Annotated in this window: 11 protein-coding genes; 4 read left to right on the top strand and 7 right to left on the bottom strand. The window is 59.3% G+C overall.

The features are described from left to right. The first annotated feature begins 150 nt into the window (after positions 1–150). From acs to HX818_RS01410, 4 genes are all read left to right on the top strand, one after another. The gene (gene acs / locus HX818_RS01425) at positions 151–2,088 is read left to right on the top strand and encodes an acetate--CoA ligase (protein WP_177019341.1); all 1,938 of its coding nucleotides are present in this window, start codon (positions 151–153) and stop codon (positions 2,086–2,088) included. A gap of 6 nt (positions 2,089–2,094) precedes the next feature. Next, on the top strand, positions 2,095–2,970 hold the full coding sequence (locus HX818_RS01420) for an oxygenase MpaB family protein (RefSeq protein ID WP_102604509.1): 876 nt from the start codon (positions 2,095–2,097) through the stop codon (positions 2,968–2,970). A 43-nt stretch (positions 2,971–3,013) separates the two neighbouring features. Continuing rightward, positions 3,014–4,030 carry a class I SAM-dependent rRNA methyltransferase gene (locus HX818_RS01415; protein ID WP_177019340.1) on the top strand — a complete coding sequence of 339 codons (1,017 nt, stop codon included), beginning with the start codon at positions 3,014–3,016 and terminating at the stop codon, positions 4,028–4,030. 108 nt (positions 4,031–4,138) lie between these two features. Beyond that, the gene (locus tag HX818_RS01410; RefSeq protein WP_177019339.1) at positions 4,139–7,078 is read left to right on the top strand and encodes a DUF748 domain-containing protein; all 2,940 of its coding nucleotides are present in this window, start codon (positions 4,139–4,141) and stop codon (positions 7,076–7,078) included. Between the two features lie 330 nt (positions 7,079–7,408). On the opposite strand, the gene HX818_RS01405 is transcribed toward HX818_RS01410, so the two are convergent. The 7 genes from HX818_RS01405 to nusA form a co-directional block, all read right to left on the bottom strand. After that, a complete protein-coding gene (locus tag HX818_RS01405; protein WP_003212178.1) occupies positions 7,409–8,029 on the bottom strand; it encodes a BON domain-containing protein in 621 nt (206 codons plus the stop codon). 295 nt (positions 8,030–8,324) lie between these two features. After that, the gene (gene pnp / locus HX818_RS01400; RefSeq protein WP_003212180.1) at positions 8,325–10,430 is read right to left on the bottom strand and encodes a polyribonucleotide nucleotidyltransferase; all 2,106 of its coding nucleotides are present in this window, start codon (positions 10,428–10,430) and stop codon (positions 8,325–8,327) included. A 194-nt stretch (positions 10,431–10,624) separates the two neighbouring features. Then, a complete protein-coding gene (gene rpsO / locus HX818_RS01395) occupies positions 10,625–10,894 on the bottom strand; it encodes a 30S ribosomal protein S15 (protein ID WP_003177875.1) in 270 nt (89 codons plus the stop codon). 159 nt (positions 10,895–11,053) lie between these two features. Next, positions 11,054–11,971 (bottom strand): tRNA pseudouridine(55) synthase TruB, encoded by a 918-nt coding sequence (truB, locus tag HX818_RS01390; RefSeq protein WP_003212182.1) that lies wholly within the window; start codon positions 11,969–11,971, stop codon positions 11,054–11,056. A gap of 3 nt (positions 11,972–11,974) precedes the next feature. After that, positions 11,975–12,376 (bottom strand): 30S ribosome-binding factor RbfA, encoded by a 402-nt coding sequence (gene rbfA, locus HX818_RS01385; RefSeq protein ID WP_003212184.1) that lies wholly within the window; start codon positions 12,374–12,376, stop codon positions 11,975–11,977. 159 nt (positions 12,377–12,535) lie between these two features. Then, entirely contained in the window at positions 12,536–15,058 is a 2,523-nt protein-coding gene (infB, locus tag HX818_RS01380) for a translation initiation factor IF-2 (RefSeq protein WP_003212186.1), read from the bottom strand. Between the two features lie 27 nt (positions 15,059–15,085). Continuing rightward, positions 15,086–16,567: a transcription termination factor NusA gene (nusA, locus tag HX818_RS01375; RefSeq protein WP_003212187.1), complete on the bottom strand. Its 1,482-nt coding sequence runs from the start codon at positions 16,565–16,567 to the stop codon at positions 15,086–15,088. Between the last annotated feature and the right edge of the window lie 19 nt (positions 16,568–16,586).

Below are 16,586 nucleotides of genomic sequence, written 5' to 3'. Positions count from 1 at the left end.
GGGAGCGGACCCTTGTAGGAGCTGGCTTGCCAGCGATGCAAACACCTCGGTGAAACTCAATACCGAGGTGATGCAATCGCTGGCAAGCCAGCTCCTACGAGGGTCGCAAAGCTCCCCTCTTGTCGCAAAAAACAAGAATAAGGATCCCTCATGTTCGATATCAGCACGTTCCCCACCGCCGATGCCGTCCGCCGGGCTGCGCAACTCAGTCAAGAGGACTACCAGCGCCTCTACCGCCAATCCGTCGAGCAACCCGATACGTTCTGGGCCGAACAGGCCAAGCGTTTTCTCGACTGGAGCACGCCCTGGCAGACCGTCCAGAAATCCGACATCAAGACCGGCTCCGCCCAATGGTTTGCCGGAGGCCAACTGAACGTCAGTTACAACTGCATCGACCGTCACCTCGCGCAACGCGCTGATCAGCCGGCCTTCATCTGGGAGGGCGATGATCCTGCGACGTCTTCCAAAATTACCTACCGCCAGCTCCACCAAAACGTCAGCCGCCTGGCCAACGTGCTGAAAAGCCGTGGCGTGAAGAAAGGCGACCGGGTGTGCATCTACATGCCGATGATTCCCGAGGCGGCCTACGCGATGCTGGCCTGTACGCGGATCGGTGCGGTGCATTCGGTGGTGTTTGGCGGATTCTCGCCGGACGCCTTGCGCGACCGCATTCTCGACGCCGATTGCCGCACGGTGATCACCGCCGATGAAGGCGTGCGCGGCGGCAAGCCGGTGGCGCTGAAACAGAATGTCGACAAGGCCCTGGCCAGTTGCCCGGGTGTCAGCACGGTACTGGTGGTGCAACGCACTGGCGCGGCAGTCAATTGGACTGAAGGGCGCGACCTCAAGTATCAACAGGCCCTGGATGCAGCCAGCGACGACTGCCCGCCCGAGCCGATGGATGCGGAAGACCCGCTGTTTATCCTCTACACCTCCGGCAGCACCGGCAAACCCAAAGGTGTGTTGCACACCACCGGCGGTTACCTGCTGCAGGCTGCGATGACCTTCAAGTACGTGCTCGATTACCGCGAAGGCGAAGTGTTCTGGTGCACCGCCGATGTCGGCTGGGTCACCGGCCACAGCTATATCGTGTACGGGCCACTGGCCAATGGTGCGACCTCGCTGATGTTCGAAGGCGTGCCGAGCTACCCGGACAGCTCGCGGTTCTGGCAGGTGATCGACAAACACAAGGTCAACATCTTCTACACCGCGCCGACCGCGTTACGCGCGCTGATGCGGGAAGGCCACGGGCCACTGGAAAACACTTCCCGCGCCAGCCTGCGCCTGCTGGGCAGTGTCGGCGAGCCAATCAACCCGGAGGCCTGGGACTGGTACTTCAACGCGGTCGGCGAACAACGCTGCCCGATTGTCGACACCTGGTGGCAGACCGAAACGGGCGGCATCATGCTCAGCCCGCTGGTCAGCGCCCAGCGGATCAAGCCCGGCTGCGCCACCCAGCCGATGTTCGGCGTGGTGCCGGTGCTGCTCGATGAGCAAGGCAAGGAAATCAGTGGCGCCGGCAGCGGCGTGCTGGCGATCAAATCCAGCTGGCCAGGGCAAATCCGCAGCGTGTACGGCGACCCTCAGCGGATGATCGACACCTATTTCAAACCCTACCCCGGCTACTACTTTACCGGCGACGGCGCGCGGCGCGACGAGGACGGTGACTACTGGATCACCGGCCGCATCGACGACGTGATCAACGTTTCCGGGCACCGCATCGGCACCGCCGAAGTCGAAAGCGCCCTGGTGCTGCATGATCAGGTCGCAGAAGCCGCGGTGGTCGGTTATCCACACGACGTAAAAGGCCAGGGCATCTATGCCTTCGTCACGCCCATGAATGGCGTCGAGCCCGACGACGCGCTGAAAAAACACCTGCTGGACCTGGTCAGCAAGGAAATCGGCAGCTTCGCCAAGCCCGAGCTGATTCAATGGGCACCGGCCTTGCCGAAAACCCGCTCAGGCAAGATCATGCGGCGGATCCTGCGCAAGATTGCCTGCAACGAGCTGGACAGTTTGGGAGATACATCCACACTGGCCGACCCGAGCGTGGTGGACGGCCTGATCGACAAGCGCCTCAACCGCTAGGAACCCATGGAATTCATTCGCAGCCGCATCGAAAACCAGCTGATGAGCCTGACCGGCTTGTCGCTGGGCCAACTCGACCTGGAGAACCCCAAGGGCGATCCGGGTCTCTTTGGGCCGAACTCGGTGAGCTGGAAGGTCCATGGCGACTTCAGCAGCATGTTGATCGGCGGCATCAGCGCGTTGATGTTGCAGGCATTGCACCCGCTGGCGTTGGCCGGCGTGTGGGACCACTCGAACTTTCGGCAGGACATGCTGGGGCGGTTACGACGCACCTCGCAGTTCATTTCCGGCACCACGTTTGGTTCGCGGCGTGACGCCGAATGGCTGATCGAGAAAGTGCGCACCATCCACCTGCAAGTGGTCGGCCATGCACCGGACGGCCGACCGTATGCCGCCAGTGATCCCGAGTTGCTGACCTGGGTGCATGTGGCGGAGGTCAGCAACTTTCTCGCGGCCCACCTGCGTTATCGCAACCCGGATTTATCTGCGAGGGATCAAGACCGGTACTACAGCGAAATCGCCCTGGTGGCCGAGCAATTGGGCGCGCGCCATGTGCCGCGTTCGCGCCAGGAAATTTCCGATTACCTTGAGCGTATTCGTCCGCAACTGCTGTGTGACCAGCGCAGCCACGAAGTCCTGCGCCTGCTGCTCAATGCGCCGTCTCCGAGCACCCTGGCCAAGCCGTTTGGCTCGCTGATGATGCAGGCCGGTATCGACCTGCTGCCGGACTGGGCCAGCGACATGCTCGGGCAGAAGCAAAGCCCGATCCAGCGCCAGATGATTCGTGCCGGGGTCAGGCGCAGCGCGCCGTTGTTGCGCTGGGCCATGCGCAATGGTTCGGTGCAGCGGGCCCACAGGCGAATGGGCCTGCTGGAGCCATAACTGTTAAACTCCCGCGCCCCAATTACTCTGCAAGGCGCGCACTATGTCTTCCTTGAATCAGGCGCTGCGCGCCGCCCTCGATCATCGCCAGGACCTGCTCGCCGAGTTGCATGCACAAGGTACCGATTGCTATCGCCTGTTCCACGGCAGCCAGGAAGGCGCCGGCGGCCTGACGATCGACCGCTACGGCCCGCAACTGCTGGTGCAGAGTTTTCACCAGTCGCTGGAAAGCGACGACCTGTTGCACCTGCATCAAGCAATCAACCAGCACCTGGGGCTTGAACTGCTGCTGGTCTACAACGACCGCTCCCGGGGCAACTCGCGCATCGACCGTGAAGACACGGTGTACCGTGCCGAGCCCGCAGCCCTGGAAGACCTGGTCGGCCACGAATGGGGCCTCAATTACCGCGTGCGCGGCCGCCATGCCGGGCAAGACCCGCTGTTGTTCCTGGACCTGCGCAACACCCGTGGCTGGGTCAAGGCACACAGCGCCGGAAAAAGCGTGCTGAACCTGTTTGCCTACACCTGCGGCGTAGGCCTGAGTGCTGCTGCCGGTGGCGCTCGTGAGGTGTGCAACCTGGACTTTGCCGAGGGCAACCTGGCGGTCGGTCGCGAAAACGGTCAACTCAACCCGCAATTGCCGACGATGGAATTCATCCAGTCCGACTACTTCCCGGCAATCCGCCAGCTGGCCGGCCTGCCCATCAGCCAGCGTCGGGGGCAGAAGCTGCCGAGTTACCCGCGCCTGGAGCAGCGTCAATACGATCTGGTACTGCTCGACCCACCCGCCTGGGCCAAGAGCGCCTTCGGTACCGTCGACCTGCTGCGCGACTACCAGAGCCTGCTCAAGCCGGCGCTGCTGGCCACGGCCGAAAACGGCGTGCTGATCTGCTGCAACAACCTGGCGAAAGTCGGCATGGACGACTGGCGTGACCAGGTCCTGCGCTGTGCGGAAAAGGCCGGGCGCCCGGTGCGCGACTGGCAGGTCATGACACCCGGCGCAGACTTCCCGTCCCACGACCAGCAACCACCGCTGAAGACCCTGATCCTGCAACTGTAGGACTTGTCCCAAAAGGGTCAGGGCGCAGTAATAAAGGCCCGGCTCTTCGGAACCGTAAACCCGTGCCATACTCCAAGGCACTCTTGATTGACATAGATGGCGTCACATATGCCCAAAGGATTGATTCGCGCCGCTGGCGCCTTGCTGACCGCCCTTGCCCTGTACAGCTTGCTGGGCTTCCTGATTCTCCCCGGCATTGCCCTTCGCGTGGCCAACCAACAGTTGGCCAACTACGCCACGGTGCCGGCGCGTGTCGAGCGTATCGAGCTCAACCCGTTCAGCCTCGAACTGACCGTGTGGGGCCTGAATATCGGTGAGCCGGGCAAGGAGCAAGTGGCCTTTGAACGCCTCTATGCCAACCTGCAGATCGACAGCCTGTGGACCCGCGCCCTGCACCTGGCCGACGTACAACTCGACAAGCCCAAGACCGAGCTGCTGTTCGACAAATCCGGCCAGCTCAACCTGGCGCAGCTGTTCAAATTGCCAGCCAGCGAGCCAACGCCCACCGATCCCAACGCCAAGCCGTTTCCGCTGCGCATCGATAACATCAAGCTGGCAGCCGGCTATGTGCACTTCCAGGATTTGCGCCCCAGCGAACCGATCGAGTTTCTCTACGACAAGCTGGATTTCGAGCTGAAAAACCTCAGCACGCTGCCCGAAGACAACGCTGATATGACGCTGGTTGCCGCAGGCCCCGAAGGTGGGCAGATCGACTGGACCGGTAACTTCAGCCTCATCCCGATTGCCTCCGAGGGCAAACTCAAGGTTACCGACGGCAAGATGAAAGTCTGGTGGCCGTATGTGCGTGATGCGGTGCCGCTGGTTCTGGAAGACGGCATCCTCAACTTCAGCACCGACTACAAGCTGAGCCTGGCCAAGGAAACCGAGCTGAACCTGACCAACGTTGCCCTGAGTGTCGCGCCGTTTGCGATCAAGGCACCGGATGGCCGGCCGCTCGCGCGCCTGCAGAAGCTGGACGTCAGCGAAACCACCGTGGACCTGGCCAAGCAGCAAGTGATCGTCGGCAAGATCCGCAGTAATAAACTCGAAACCTGGGCCGCCCTTGAAGCCGACGGCCAGCTGGACTGGCAGAAGCTGTTTGCCAGCCAACCGAGCAAACCTGCAACTGCACCCGCAGCCGAGCCAGCCACCGCACCCGCTACCGCCGACTCGCCAAAACCTGCACCGGCAGCGCCGAGCAAGCCTTGGCAAGTGCTGCTCAAGGACGTGCAACTGCGCGACTATCAAGTGCATCTGGCTGACCGCTCGGCCAAACCGGCAGTCGCCCTGGAAGTCGGGCCGCTGAACCTTGACCTGCAGGGTTTCGACAGCCTTAACCAGAGCCCGTTTACCCTCAAGCTCGATACCGGCGTAGGCAAACAAGGCAAGCTCGAGGCGACCGGCCAGGTCAACCTGAGCCCGGTCAGCGCCAAGCTGAAAGTGGACACCAAAGACATCGACCTGCGCGTCGCCCAGTCGTATATCAGCCCGTTTATCCGCCTGGAACTGCGTAGCGGCATGCTCGGCAGCAACCTCGACGTGAACCTGAAAAGCACCGCCCCCCTGGCATTCCAGGTGACCGGCCGGGCCCAGGTCGACCAGTTGCACACCCTGGACACCATGAAGACCCGCGACTTCCTCAAGTGGCAGCGCCTGGTGCTGGAAGGCGTGAATTATCAACATGGCGACAGCCTGTCGATCGACAAGGTCAACCTGTTGCAACCCTATGCGCGCTTCATGATCAACGATGACCGCACCACCAACATCGATGACCTGCTGATCCCGCAGCCGGCCAACAGCCCCGGCAAGTCTGCGGCGAAACCTGCGGCCAGCAAAGAGAAGCCCCTTGGCATTCATATTGGTCAAATTGCGATCAACGACGGCTCGGCCAACTTCGCCGACTTCAGCCTGACCCCGAACTTCGCCACGGCCATCCAGCAGCTCAACGGCCAGATCGGCACCATTGACAGTCGCCAGGCCAAACCGGCGAGCGTCGACGTCAAGGGCAAGGTTGACCGTTATGCACCGGTCACCATCAAGGGCAGCGTAAACCCGTTTGACCCGATGGCCGCACTGGATATCGCCACCAGCTTCAAACGCGTCGAACTGACCACCCTGACGCCATACTCGGGCAAGTTTGCCGGGTTCCGCATCCGCAAGGGTCGGCTCAACCTGGACCTGCATTACGTCATTACCAAGGGCCAGTTGAAGGCCGAAAACAAGGTGGTGGTCGAGCAACTGCAACTGGGTGAGAAGGTCGACAGCGCCGACGCCGTGGACCTGCCGATTCGCCTGGCGATAGCCCTGCTCAAGGACTCCGACGGCAAGATCTCGATCGAACTGCCGGTGACCGGCGACTTGAACAACCCGCAGTTCAGCGTCATGCCGATTGTCTGGCAGACCCTGCGCAACCTGGTAGTACGTGCGGCCACGGCACCATTCAAGTTCATTGGCGGCCTGATCAGCGGTGGTGGTGCCCAAGACCTTGGCAACGTGTCGTTTGCGGCAGGCTCGAGCGAGCTGAGCAAGGATTCCCAGTCGGCCCTCGACAGCCTGGCCAAAGCCCTCAAGGAGCGCCCTGCGCTGCGCCTGGAGATCGAAGGCACCGCCGCTGCCAGCAGTGACGGCCCGCTTTTGGCCGCACAACGGCTGGAACGCGAATACCAGTACAACTACTACAAGATCCTCCAGCGCCGTGGCGACAAGGTGCCGGCCCAGGCGTCGCTGCTTGAAGTACCGGAAAAGGAAAAGGCGCCGCTGCTGGAAGGCATCTACCGCACCCGCCTGAAACAACAGCCTCCGGCCGAATGGAAAGACCTGAGCAATGACGAGCGCACCGCCAAGCTGCGGGACGGTGTGATCAAGTTCTGGAGTGGCAGTGACGTGTTGCTGCGCCAACTGGGCCAGGACCGCGCCAGCGCGATCAAGGACTACCTGGTAGACAAGGCGCAGCTGGAAGATGAGCGGGTTTACTTTATCGATGCAAACCTTGGGGAAGCGGAGAAAGATGGTCGGGTGGTAACACCGATGCATCTGGATGCCGAATAAACCGGCACCCGCTGAGCACCTGTGGCGAGGGGGCTTGTCCCCCGTTGGGCTGCGTAGCGGCGCCAATGAGAGCGTCGCGGTCATTCAGGCGGATCACCGTCGTCATACCAAGGGGCCGCTACGCAGCCCAACGGGGGCAAGCCCCCTCGTCACAAGAGCCTCGCTGACCTCCCCACTTTTCTACCCACAATAGAACAGGCCCCGACACAAGTGCCGGGGCCTGTAATGACCACATCCGTGTGGTCGGTCGCATGAACCTGTGAGGTGCATTGAGCGGATATCTAACTCGCTCGTGGCCGCCTCCGCCTAGCTCAGGCGATTCGTTAAGCGTTACTCTGCTTTCAGGCCGTCGGCCGATACAGCTTTAACGCCTTTGATTTTCTTGGTGATGTTCACCGCGGTAGTTTTCTGCGCTTCAGTCACTGCGACGGTCGACGACAGGGAAACTACGCCTTTGTTGGTTTCGACTTTGATGTCGGTGCCAGGAATACCTTTCTCGGTTACCAGGTCAGCTTTCACTTTGGTGGTGATCCAAGTGTCCGAGGTGGACTCTTTGGCACCAGCAGCTGCGCTTTTGGTTTTGTCGACGTTATCAGCCTTGGTAGCGCCGCCAGCCATCAGGCCGTCAGCCGAAACTGCGGTTACGCCTTTGATTTTCTTGGTGATCGCTACAGCAGTAGCTTTCTGAGCGTCGGAGATAGCAACTGTCGAGGACAGGGAAACCACACCTTTGTTGGTCTCAACCTTAATGTCCGAACCAGGAATACCTTTCTCGGTCAGCAGGTCAGCTTTGACTTTGGTGGTGATCCAGGTATCCGAAGTGGACTCTTTAGCCTTGGTGACTTCACCGGCCGCCAGCGTCATAGGGGCTTGGGAAGTCTGAGCAAAGGCTACGTTAGCACCCATGGCCAGGGTCAGAGCGGTAGCAGTAGCGAGAGCGAACTTCTTCATACGAGTAACTCCTGTTTTATTAAAAGTCTGCAGTACGTAAACCTTGATGCTGCAGCGTTAACAGGGATATTGCAGACAGTGTGCCAACTCGATGCGACCAATTAAATCCTTATAAAACAACATGTTATGAAAACAGGTGATTTTCGGAATCGTGCAACTTGCATGAAGACGAACGTGCCTGCATGCAAGTTGCGGCTTTTGGGGTATGGCTAAACGCCTGATTTCGCGACACTTTCCCGCAGGCATAAAAAAAGGACTCCGAAGAGTCCTTTTTCAGCTTGCAGCGACGGGGTGATTAAACGCCCGAAGCCTTGGCTGCTGCTACGTCCTTGATGGACAGCTTGATACGGCCGCGGTTGTCCACGTCCAGTACCAGCACTTCCACTTCCTGGCCTTCTTTCAGGATGTCGGTCACTTTCTCAACGCGAGCATCGCTCAGCATGGAGATGTGAACCAGACCGTCCTTGCCCGGCAGGATGTTGACGAATGCGCCGAAGTCGACGATGCGCTCAACCTTACCGACGTAGATCTTGCCGATCTCGGCTTCAGCAGTGATACCCAGGACACGCTGACGTGCCGCTTCAGCCGCTTCCTTGGTTTCGCCGAAGATCTTGATCGAGCCGTCGTCTTCGATGTCGATCGAAGCCTTGGTCTCTTCACAGATCGCACGAATGGTCGCGCCGCCTTTACCGATAACATCACGGATTTTGTCGGTGTCGATTTTCATCGCGATCATGGTCGGAGCATTTTCCGACAGTTCGGTACGGGACTGGCCAATGATCTGGTTCATCTGACCGAGGATGTTCAGGCGCGCTTCCAGGGCTTGGCCCAGAGCGATTTCCATGATTTCTTCGGTGATGCCCTTGATCTTGATGTCCATCTGCAGCGCGGTAACACCTTTGGCGGTACCGGCTACTTTGAAGTCCATGTCGCCCAGGTGGTCTTCGTCGCCCAGGATGTCGGTCAGGATGGCGAACTTCTCGCCTTCTTTAACCAGGCCCATGGCGATACCGGCAACCGGTGCCTTCATCGGAACGCCGGCATCCATCAGAGCCAGGGAAGCGCCGCAGACCGAAGCCATGGAGCTGGAACCGTTGGACTCGGTGATTTCCGACACAACACGAATGGTGTACGGGAACACGTCGGCGGCAGGCAACATGGCTGCAATCGAACGACGGGCCAGACGGCCGTGACCGATTTCGCGACGACCAGCACCACCCATGCGACCACACTCACCTACCGAGAACGGAGGGAAGTTGTAGTGCAGCATGAACGGGTCTTTTTTCTCGCCTTCCAGGGTGTCCAGCAGCTGTGCGTCACGGGCAGTACCCAGTGTTGCAACAACCAGGGCCTGGGTTTCACCACGGGTGAACAGGGCCGAACCGTGGGTTTTTGGCAGAACGCCGACTTCGATGTTCAGCGGACGTACGGTGCGGGTGTCGCGGCCGTCGATACGTGGCTTGCCGTTAACGATGTTTTCGCGAACGGTGCGGTATTCGATTTCGCCGAAGGCTGCTTTGACTTCGCTGGAAGAAGGCTGGCCTTCTTCACCGGACAGCTTGGCAACAACCTGGTCCTTCAGTTCACCCAGGCGAGCGTAACGGTCGGCCTTGATGGTGATGGTGTAGGCGTCGGAGATAGCGGTGCCGAACTCGGAGCGGATAGCGCCCAGCAGTGCGGTAGCTTCTGGCTGAGGAGCCCAGGTCCAGGTTGGCTTGGCAGCTTCAGCGGCCAGTTCCTTGACAGCGTTGATCACAACCTGGAACTCGTCGTGAGCAAACAGTACAGCGCCCAGCATCTGGTCTTCGGTCAGCTCTTTGGCTTCCGATTCAACCATCAACACGGCTTCCGAAGTACCGGCAACGACCATGTCCAGGCTTGAAGCTTTCTGCTGTTCGTAAGTCGGGTTCAGCAGGTAGCCGGTGCTTTCGTGGAATGCAACACGGGCAGCGCCGATCGGGCCATCGAAAGGAATACCGGAGATGGCCAGGGCCGCCGAGGTACCGATCATCGCAGCGATGTCCGGATCGGTCTTCTTGCTGGTGGAAACGACGGTGCAGACAACCTGCACTTCGTTCATGAAGCCTTCTGGGAACAGCGGACGGATCGGACGGTCGATCAGTCGGGAAGTCAGGGTTTCTTTCTCGGAAGGACGGCCTTCACGCTTGAAGAAACCACCAGGGATCTTACCTGCAGCGTAAGTCTTTTCCTGGTAGTGAACGGAAAGAGGGAAGAAGCCTTTGCTTGGGTCAGCGGTCTTGGCGCCTACAACGGTCACCAATACGGTGACGTCGTCGTCAACGGTAACCAGCACTGCACCGGAGGCTTGACGGGCGATACGGCCTGTCTCGAGGGTAACGGTCGACTGACCGAACTGGAATTTTTTGATAACCGGGTTCACGGTGTCCTACCTTCTTTGTGGCTCTTGGGGAACTTGTCTTCTTGCGAAATTCTTGGGCAATGTCGGGAATCGGCCCAACGCCTGTCCAGGGTAAAACGTGTATCCAGATAAAACTTGAGGCTGGAAGCCTGCCATGGGCCAGCGGGAAACCCACTGACACACGACAGCCAACCAACCTCTAGCGCAATCGCTTATTAGCGACGCAGACCCAGGCGACCGATCAGAGTCTGATAACGACCCAGATCCTTGCCTTTCAGGTAGTCCAGCAGCTTACGGCGCTGGTTTACCATGCGGATCAGACCACGACGGGAGTGGTGATCTTTACCGTTGGCCTTGAAGTGACCTTGCAGCTTGTTGATGTTGTGGGTCAGCAGTGCAACTTGCACTTCTGGCGAACCAGTGTCACCAACAGCTTGCTGATAGTCAGCAACGATTTGTGCTTTTTCTTGAACGTCGAGAGCCATGAGGCAATCCTTTTTTCAGGAAACCACCCAAAGGGCAGTTTCAACAGGCCAGGGACAAATCCCTGTATCTAAAAATGAGTAGTGACCATGCCTGCTAACAGCCACCCTCGTTCCAGTTTGAGTAAAAGCTACTGCGCTTTTACCACAAACTGGTTTCGGTCATTCTGACCGAATCAGTCGACGCGGCGCGATGCGCCCGTCTTCGCTCACTTCACCGATACCGATAAAGCGACCGTTGTGATCTTGTACCCGCACCATGCCGAACTTCGGGGCATCCGGTGCACGTACCGGCTGGCCGTTAAGCCAGTAGAACGCGCTGTGCTCCGAGAAGTGCAGCAATGGCCAATCCAGTAAACCGCTGTCCGATGGCATCAGGAAGCGATCAACCGCTTCGTTGCCGCCTTCGGCATGCACTGCTTCCAGCTCTTCCAGCGTGACCGTCTGGGCCAGGGTGAAAGGGCCTGCCTGGGTGCGTCGCAGTTCTGCAACGTATGCGCCACAGCCTAGTTGCTCACCGATATCTTCCACGAGGGTGCGGATATAGGTGCCTTTGCTGCAGTCCACCGCCAACCGGGCGGTGTCGCCTTCAGCGGCGAGCAATTCCAAGCGCGCAATAGTAACAGAACGCGGTTCGCGCTCCACCACTTCCCCTGCACGTGCCAGCTTGTATAGAGGCTGGCCATCACGCTTGAGAGCCGAGTACATCGGCGGTATCTGACTGATTTGCCCACGAAAAGCAGGTAAGGCAGCTTCGATATCAGCACGACCAACGGTCACCTCGCGAACCTGCAAAACATCACCTTCGGCGTCTGCCGTGGTGGTGGTCTTGCCCAGTTGCATCAGGGTCTCGTAGCCCTTGTCGGAATCGAGCAGGTATTGCGAAAACTTGGTGGCCTCGCCGAAGCACAACGGCAACACGCCGGTGGCCAAGGGGTCGAGGCTGCCGGTGTGCCCTGCCTTCTCGGCATTGAGCAGCCAGCGAACCTTCTGCAACGCCGCATTGGAGGTAAAACCAATGGGTTTGTCGAGCAGAATGATGCCGCTGACATTACGACGGATGCGTTTGACCTGAGCCACCGATTACTCCTTGGCGTCTTCAGGCGTGGCGGATTCCGGGTGCTGATTGTCTTCAGCCACGGCCCGCTCGATCAGTGCCGACAGGTGCGCGCCACGCACGACACTTTCGTCGTAGTGGAAGTGCAACTGAGGAACGCTGCGCAGCTTCATTTCACGGGCCAACTGCATACGCAGGAAACCTGCGGCGGAGTTGAGCACCTTGATGCTTTGCGCGATTTCTTCGCTGTTGTCCTGGCCCATCACGGTGATGAAGATCTTGGCGTGACCAACGTCACGGCTGACTTCAACGGCGGTGATGGTGACCAGGCCAACACGTGGGTCTTTTACTTCACGACGGATCAGCTGTGCCAGCTCACGCTGCATCTGATCGCCGATACGTTGGGTACGGCTGTATTCTTTTGCCATGTCTTGTTACCTGTTGCTGCCACACGGTGAAACCCGTGGGGTCTGAAAGCGGCAAACGCCCGGCCTGACAAAAGCCAGACCGGGCGTTGCGTTTAGAGTCCGGACACAGCGCCAGGCATTTGCATGCCCGGGCGCTGCGTGGCCCTTGAAGTACGCGAGTTAGAGGCTGCGAGCAACCTGGACCTTCTCGTAGACTTCGATCTTGTCACCCGCTTTGACGTCGTTGTAGCTCTTGACGCCAATACCGCATTCCATGCCGGCACGTACTTCGGAAGCGTCATCCTTGAAGCGGCGCAGGGATTCCAGCTCGCCTTCGAAGATAACGATGTCTTCACGCAGTACACGGATTGGACGGTTACGGTGCACAACACCTTCGATAACCATGCAACCGGCGATCGCGCCGAATTTCGGCGAGCGGAACACATCACGCACCTCGGCCACACCCAGGATGTTCTCCCGGACGTCGCTGCCAAGCATGCCGGTGAGGGCTTTCTTGACGTCTTCGATGATGTCGTAGATGACGTTGTAGTAACGCATGTCCAGGCCTTCCTGCTCGACGATCTTCCGTGCGCCAGCATCGGCACGCACGTTGAAGCCGAACAGTACAGCGTTGGAGGCCAGCGCCAGGTTGGCATCGGATTCGGTGATACCACCGACACCGCCACCGACCACACGCACTTGCACTTCGTCGTTACCCAGGCCATTCAAGGCGCCGTTCAACGCTTCGAGGGAACCACGAACGTCAGATTTGAGGACGATGTTAAGCGTCTTCTTCTCTGCCTGGCCCATGTTCTCGAAGATGTTTTCCAGCTTGCCGGCGTGAGCACGGGCCAGCTTGACTTCGCGGAACTTGCCTTGACGGAACAGAGCCACTTCACGGGCTTTCTTCTCGTCCGACAGCACGCTCATCTCGTCGCCAGCGTCCGGGGTACCGTCCAGGCCGAGGATCTCGACAGGGATGGAAGGACCGGCTTCCTTGATTGGCTTGCCGTTCTCGTCGAGCATGGCACGTACACGGCCATAGTTCGAACCGACCAGAACCATGTCGCCTTGGCGCAGGGTACCGTCTTGAACCAGAACGGTTGCAACCGGGCCACGACCCTTGTCGAGACGCGATTCAACCACAACACCACGACCCGGGGCCGATGGAGTTGCTTTCAGTTCAAGAACTTCGGCTTGCAGCAGGACAGCTTCAAGCAGTTCGTCTACACCGGTACCGACTTTTGCCGAAACCGAAACGAATGGCGTATCACCGCCCCACTCTTCGGAAGTCACGCCGTGAACCGACAGTTCGCTACGGATGCGATCGAGATCGGCGCCCGGCTTGTCGATTTTGTTCACTGCAACAACCAGAGGAACACCAGCGGCTTTAGCGTGCTGGACAGCTTCAATGGTCTGCGGCATTACGCCGTCGTCCGCTGCAACTACCAGGATCACGATGTCAGTCGCCTTGGCACCACGGGCACGCATGGCGGTAAACGCGGCGTGACCAGGGGTGTCGAGGAAGGTGACCATGCCGCGCTCGGTTTCAACGTGGTATGCACCGATGTGCTGGGTGATGCCGCCGGCTTCGCCTGCAGCTACCTTGGCACGACGGATATAGTCGAGCAGCGAGGTCTTACCATGGTCAACGTGGCCCATTACGGTCACGACTGGCGCACGGGAGAACGTCTCGCCTTCAAACTTCAGGGACTCGGCCAGGGAATCTTCCAGGGCGGTGTCGCTGACCAGGGTCACTTTGTGGCCCAGCTCTTCAGCAACCAGTTGGGCAGTTTCCTGGTCCAGTACCTGGTTGATGGTCGCTGGGGTACCCAGTTTGAACATGAACTTGATGATTTCAGCAGCCTTGACCGACATCTGATTGGCGAGGTCGCCAACAGTGATGGTCTCGCCGATCTGCACGTCACGCACGACAGGGCCGGTTGGGCTCTGGAAACCGTGGGCGTTGCGCTTCTTCAGCTTGGCCTTGCCGCGACCACCGCGACGGAAGCTGTCGCTTTCTTCGTCGGTAGTACGTGGGGCAACGCGTGGCGCTGGCGCCTTCTCTTTGACCGAAGCACGATGTGGAGCGTTTTTGCGCTCACCATCGCCACTGCCACGACGATTGTTATCGTCGGCACGTGGTTTGTCCGGGCGGCGAGGTTCTTCGCGTTTGCGAGCGTCGGCTGCAGGAGCTGGCGCGGCGGCAACCGGAGCGGCCTCACGAACAGCTTCAACAGGCGCGCTAGGCGCAGCAACGGCCTCAGTGTTAGCAGGTTGCGCAGCAGCAGGCTGGCGACGCGCTTCTTCTTCGGCGCGACGCTTGGCTTCTTCTTCAGCCTTCTGACGAGCAGCATTTTCTACTGCGCGACGTTCTTCCAGTTCGCGTTTGCGCTCGGCTTCGATTTCTTCCGGGCTGCGCTGTACGAAGACTTTCTTCTTGCGTACTTCAACGCTGATGCTCTTGCTGCCAGCAACACGCAGGGTGCTGGTGGTTTTGCGCTGCAATGTAATCTTGCGCGGTTCTTCCACTTTCGCCTTGTGGCTGCTCTTCAAGTGAGTCAGCAAAGACTGCTTCTCACTATCGCTCACACCTTCATCGGCGGCGGTGTGCGGCAGACCTGCCTCACGCATCTGCTGCAACAGGCGCTCTACCGGTGTTTTGACCTCATCGGCCAGTTGTTTCACCGTGACTTGCGTCATGCACTTCTCTCCTCAGGCCGCGCCTAATTACTCGAACCAATGGGCTCGGGCGGCCATGATCAACTTGCCGGCACGATCATCGTCAATGCCGTCGATGTCGAGCAGGTCGTCAATAGACTGCTCGGCCAGGTCTTCGCGGGTAATTACGCCGCGCACCGCCAGTTCCATCGCCAAATCCTTGTCCATACCCTCAAGCGAGAGCAGGTCTTCGGCCGGATGGGCGTCTGCCAGCTTTTCCTCAGTAGCGATGGCTTTAGTCAACAAACGATCCTTGGCCCGAGCGCGAAGCTCGTTGACGGTGTCTTCGTCAAAGCCGTCGATGTTGAGCATTTCTTCCAACGGTACGTAGGCAATCTCTTCCAGGCTGGTGAAGCCTTCATCTACCAGCACCTGTGCCAGGTCTTCGTCGACTTCCAGCTCGTCGATGAAGTTGCGCAGGATGTCACCGGTTTCTGCTTGCTGCTTAGCCTGGATGTCCGATTCGGTCATCACGTTCAGGGTCCAGCCGGTCAACTGGCTGGCCAAACGTACGTTCTGACCACCGCGACCGATGGCCTGAGCCAGATTGTCTGCGCCAACGGCGATGTCCATTGCATGGGCATCCTCGTCAACGATAATTGCCGCCACTTCAGCAGGCGACATTGCGTTGATCACGAACTGCGCAGGGTTATCGTCCCACAGGACGATGTCCACACGCTCACCGCCCAATTCGCCCGACACTGCCTGGACGCGCGAACCGCGCATACCAATGCAAGCGCCTTGCGGGTCGATGCGTTTGTCCTTGGAGCGGACCGCGATCTTGGCGCGTGAACCCGGATCGCGGGACGCAGCCATGACTTCGATCAGGCCTTCGGCAATTTCCGGCACTTCGATGCGGAACAGCTCGATCAGCATTTCCGGCGCGGTACGCGACAGGATCAACTGAGGGCCGCGGTTCTCGGTGCGGATTTCCTTGAGCAGCGCACGCAAGCGCACGCCAACCCGGAAAGTTTCGCGGGAAATGATGTCTTCGCGGGCCAGCAACGCTTCAGCGTTGTTACCCAGGTCGACGATCACGTTGTCGCGAGTGACTTTTTTCACGGTGCCGGAGATGATTTCCCCCAGGCGCTCGCGATAAGCGTCAACGACTTGAGCGCGCTCGGCTTCGCGGACCTTCTGCACGATGACTTGCTTGGCAGTCTGTGCAGCGATGCGGCCGAACTCGATGGATTCGATCTTTTCTTCGACGACATCACCGACCTGGGCGCCCGGATGCGTTTCAGCAACCTTGCTCGGCCAGGTTTCGATGGCCGGATCATCAAGATCGGCTTCTTCGACGACCGTCCAGCGACGGAAAGTCTCGTAGGCACCGGTGTGGCGGTTGATTTCCACACGCAGATCAACTTCGTCTTCAAAACGCTTTTTGGTAGCAGTGGCCAGGGCCAGCTCCAGCGCTTCAAAAATCACGTTTGCCGGTACGCCCTTTTCATTGGATACCGACTCAACAACCAGCAGTACTTCTTTGCTCATCGTACGCCTCGCCTTTCGC

It is taken from the genome of Pseudomonas sp. F9001 (assembly GCF_013385435.1).
GTDB lineage: Bacteria > Pseudomonadota > Gammaproteobacteria > Pseudomonadales > Pseudomonadaceae > Aquipseudomonas.
Note: the sequence above shows the minus strand (reverse complement) of the source record. Positions and strands in the feature narration are given on the sequence as shown.

What these genes read in the sequence shown, in the direction of transcription:
- HX818_RS01405 (WP_003212178.1), bottom strand. Translation starts at nt 8,029, where the DNA reads ATGAAGAAGTTCGCTCTCGCTACTGCTACCGCTCTGACCCTGGCCATG.
- HX818_RS01410 (WP_177019339.1), top strand. Translation starts at nt 4,139, where the DNA reads ATGCCCAAAGGATTGATTCGCGCCGCTGGCGCCTTGCTGACCGCCCTT.
- nusA (WP_003212187.1), bottom strand. Translation starts at nt 16,567, where the DNA reads ATGAGCAAAGAAGTACTGCTGGTTGTTGAGTCGGTATCCAATGAAAAG.
- HX818_RS01415 (WP_177019340.1), top strand. Translation starts at nt 3,014, where the DNA reads ATGTCTTCCTTGAATCAGGCGCTGCGCGCCGCCCTCGATCATCGCCAG.
- infB (WP_003212186.1), bottom strand. Translation starts at nt 15,058, where the DNA reads ATGACGCAAGTCACGGTGAAACAACTGGCCGATGAGGTCAAAACACCG.
- HX818_RS01420 (WP_102604509.1), top strand. Translation starts at nt 2,095, where the DNA reads ATGGAATTCATTCGCAGCCGCATCGAAAACCAGCTGATGAGCCTGACC.
- acs (WP_177019341.1), top strand. Translation starts at nt 151, where the DNA reads ATGTTCGATATCAGCACGTTCCCCACCGCCGATGCCGTCCGCCGGGCT.
- rbfA (WP_003212184.1), bottom strand. Translation starts at nt 12,376, where the DNA reads ATGGCAAAAGAATACAGCCGTACCCAACGTATCGGCGATCAGATGCAG.
- rpsO (WP_003177875.1), bottom strand. Translation starts at nt 10,894, where the DNA reads ATGGCTCTCGACGTTCAAGAAAAAGCACAAATCGTTGCTGACTATCAG.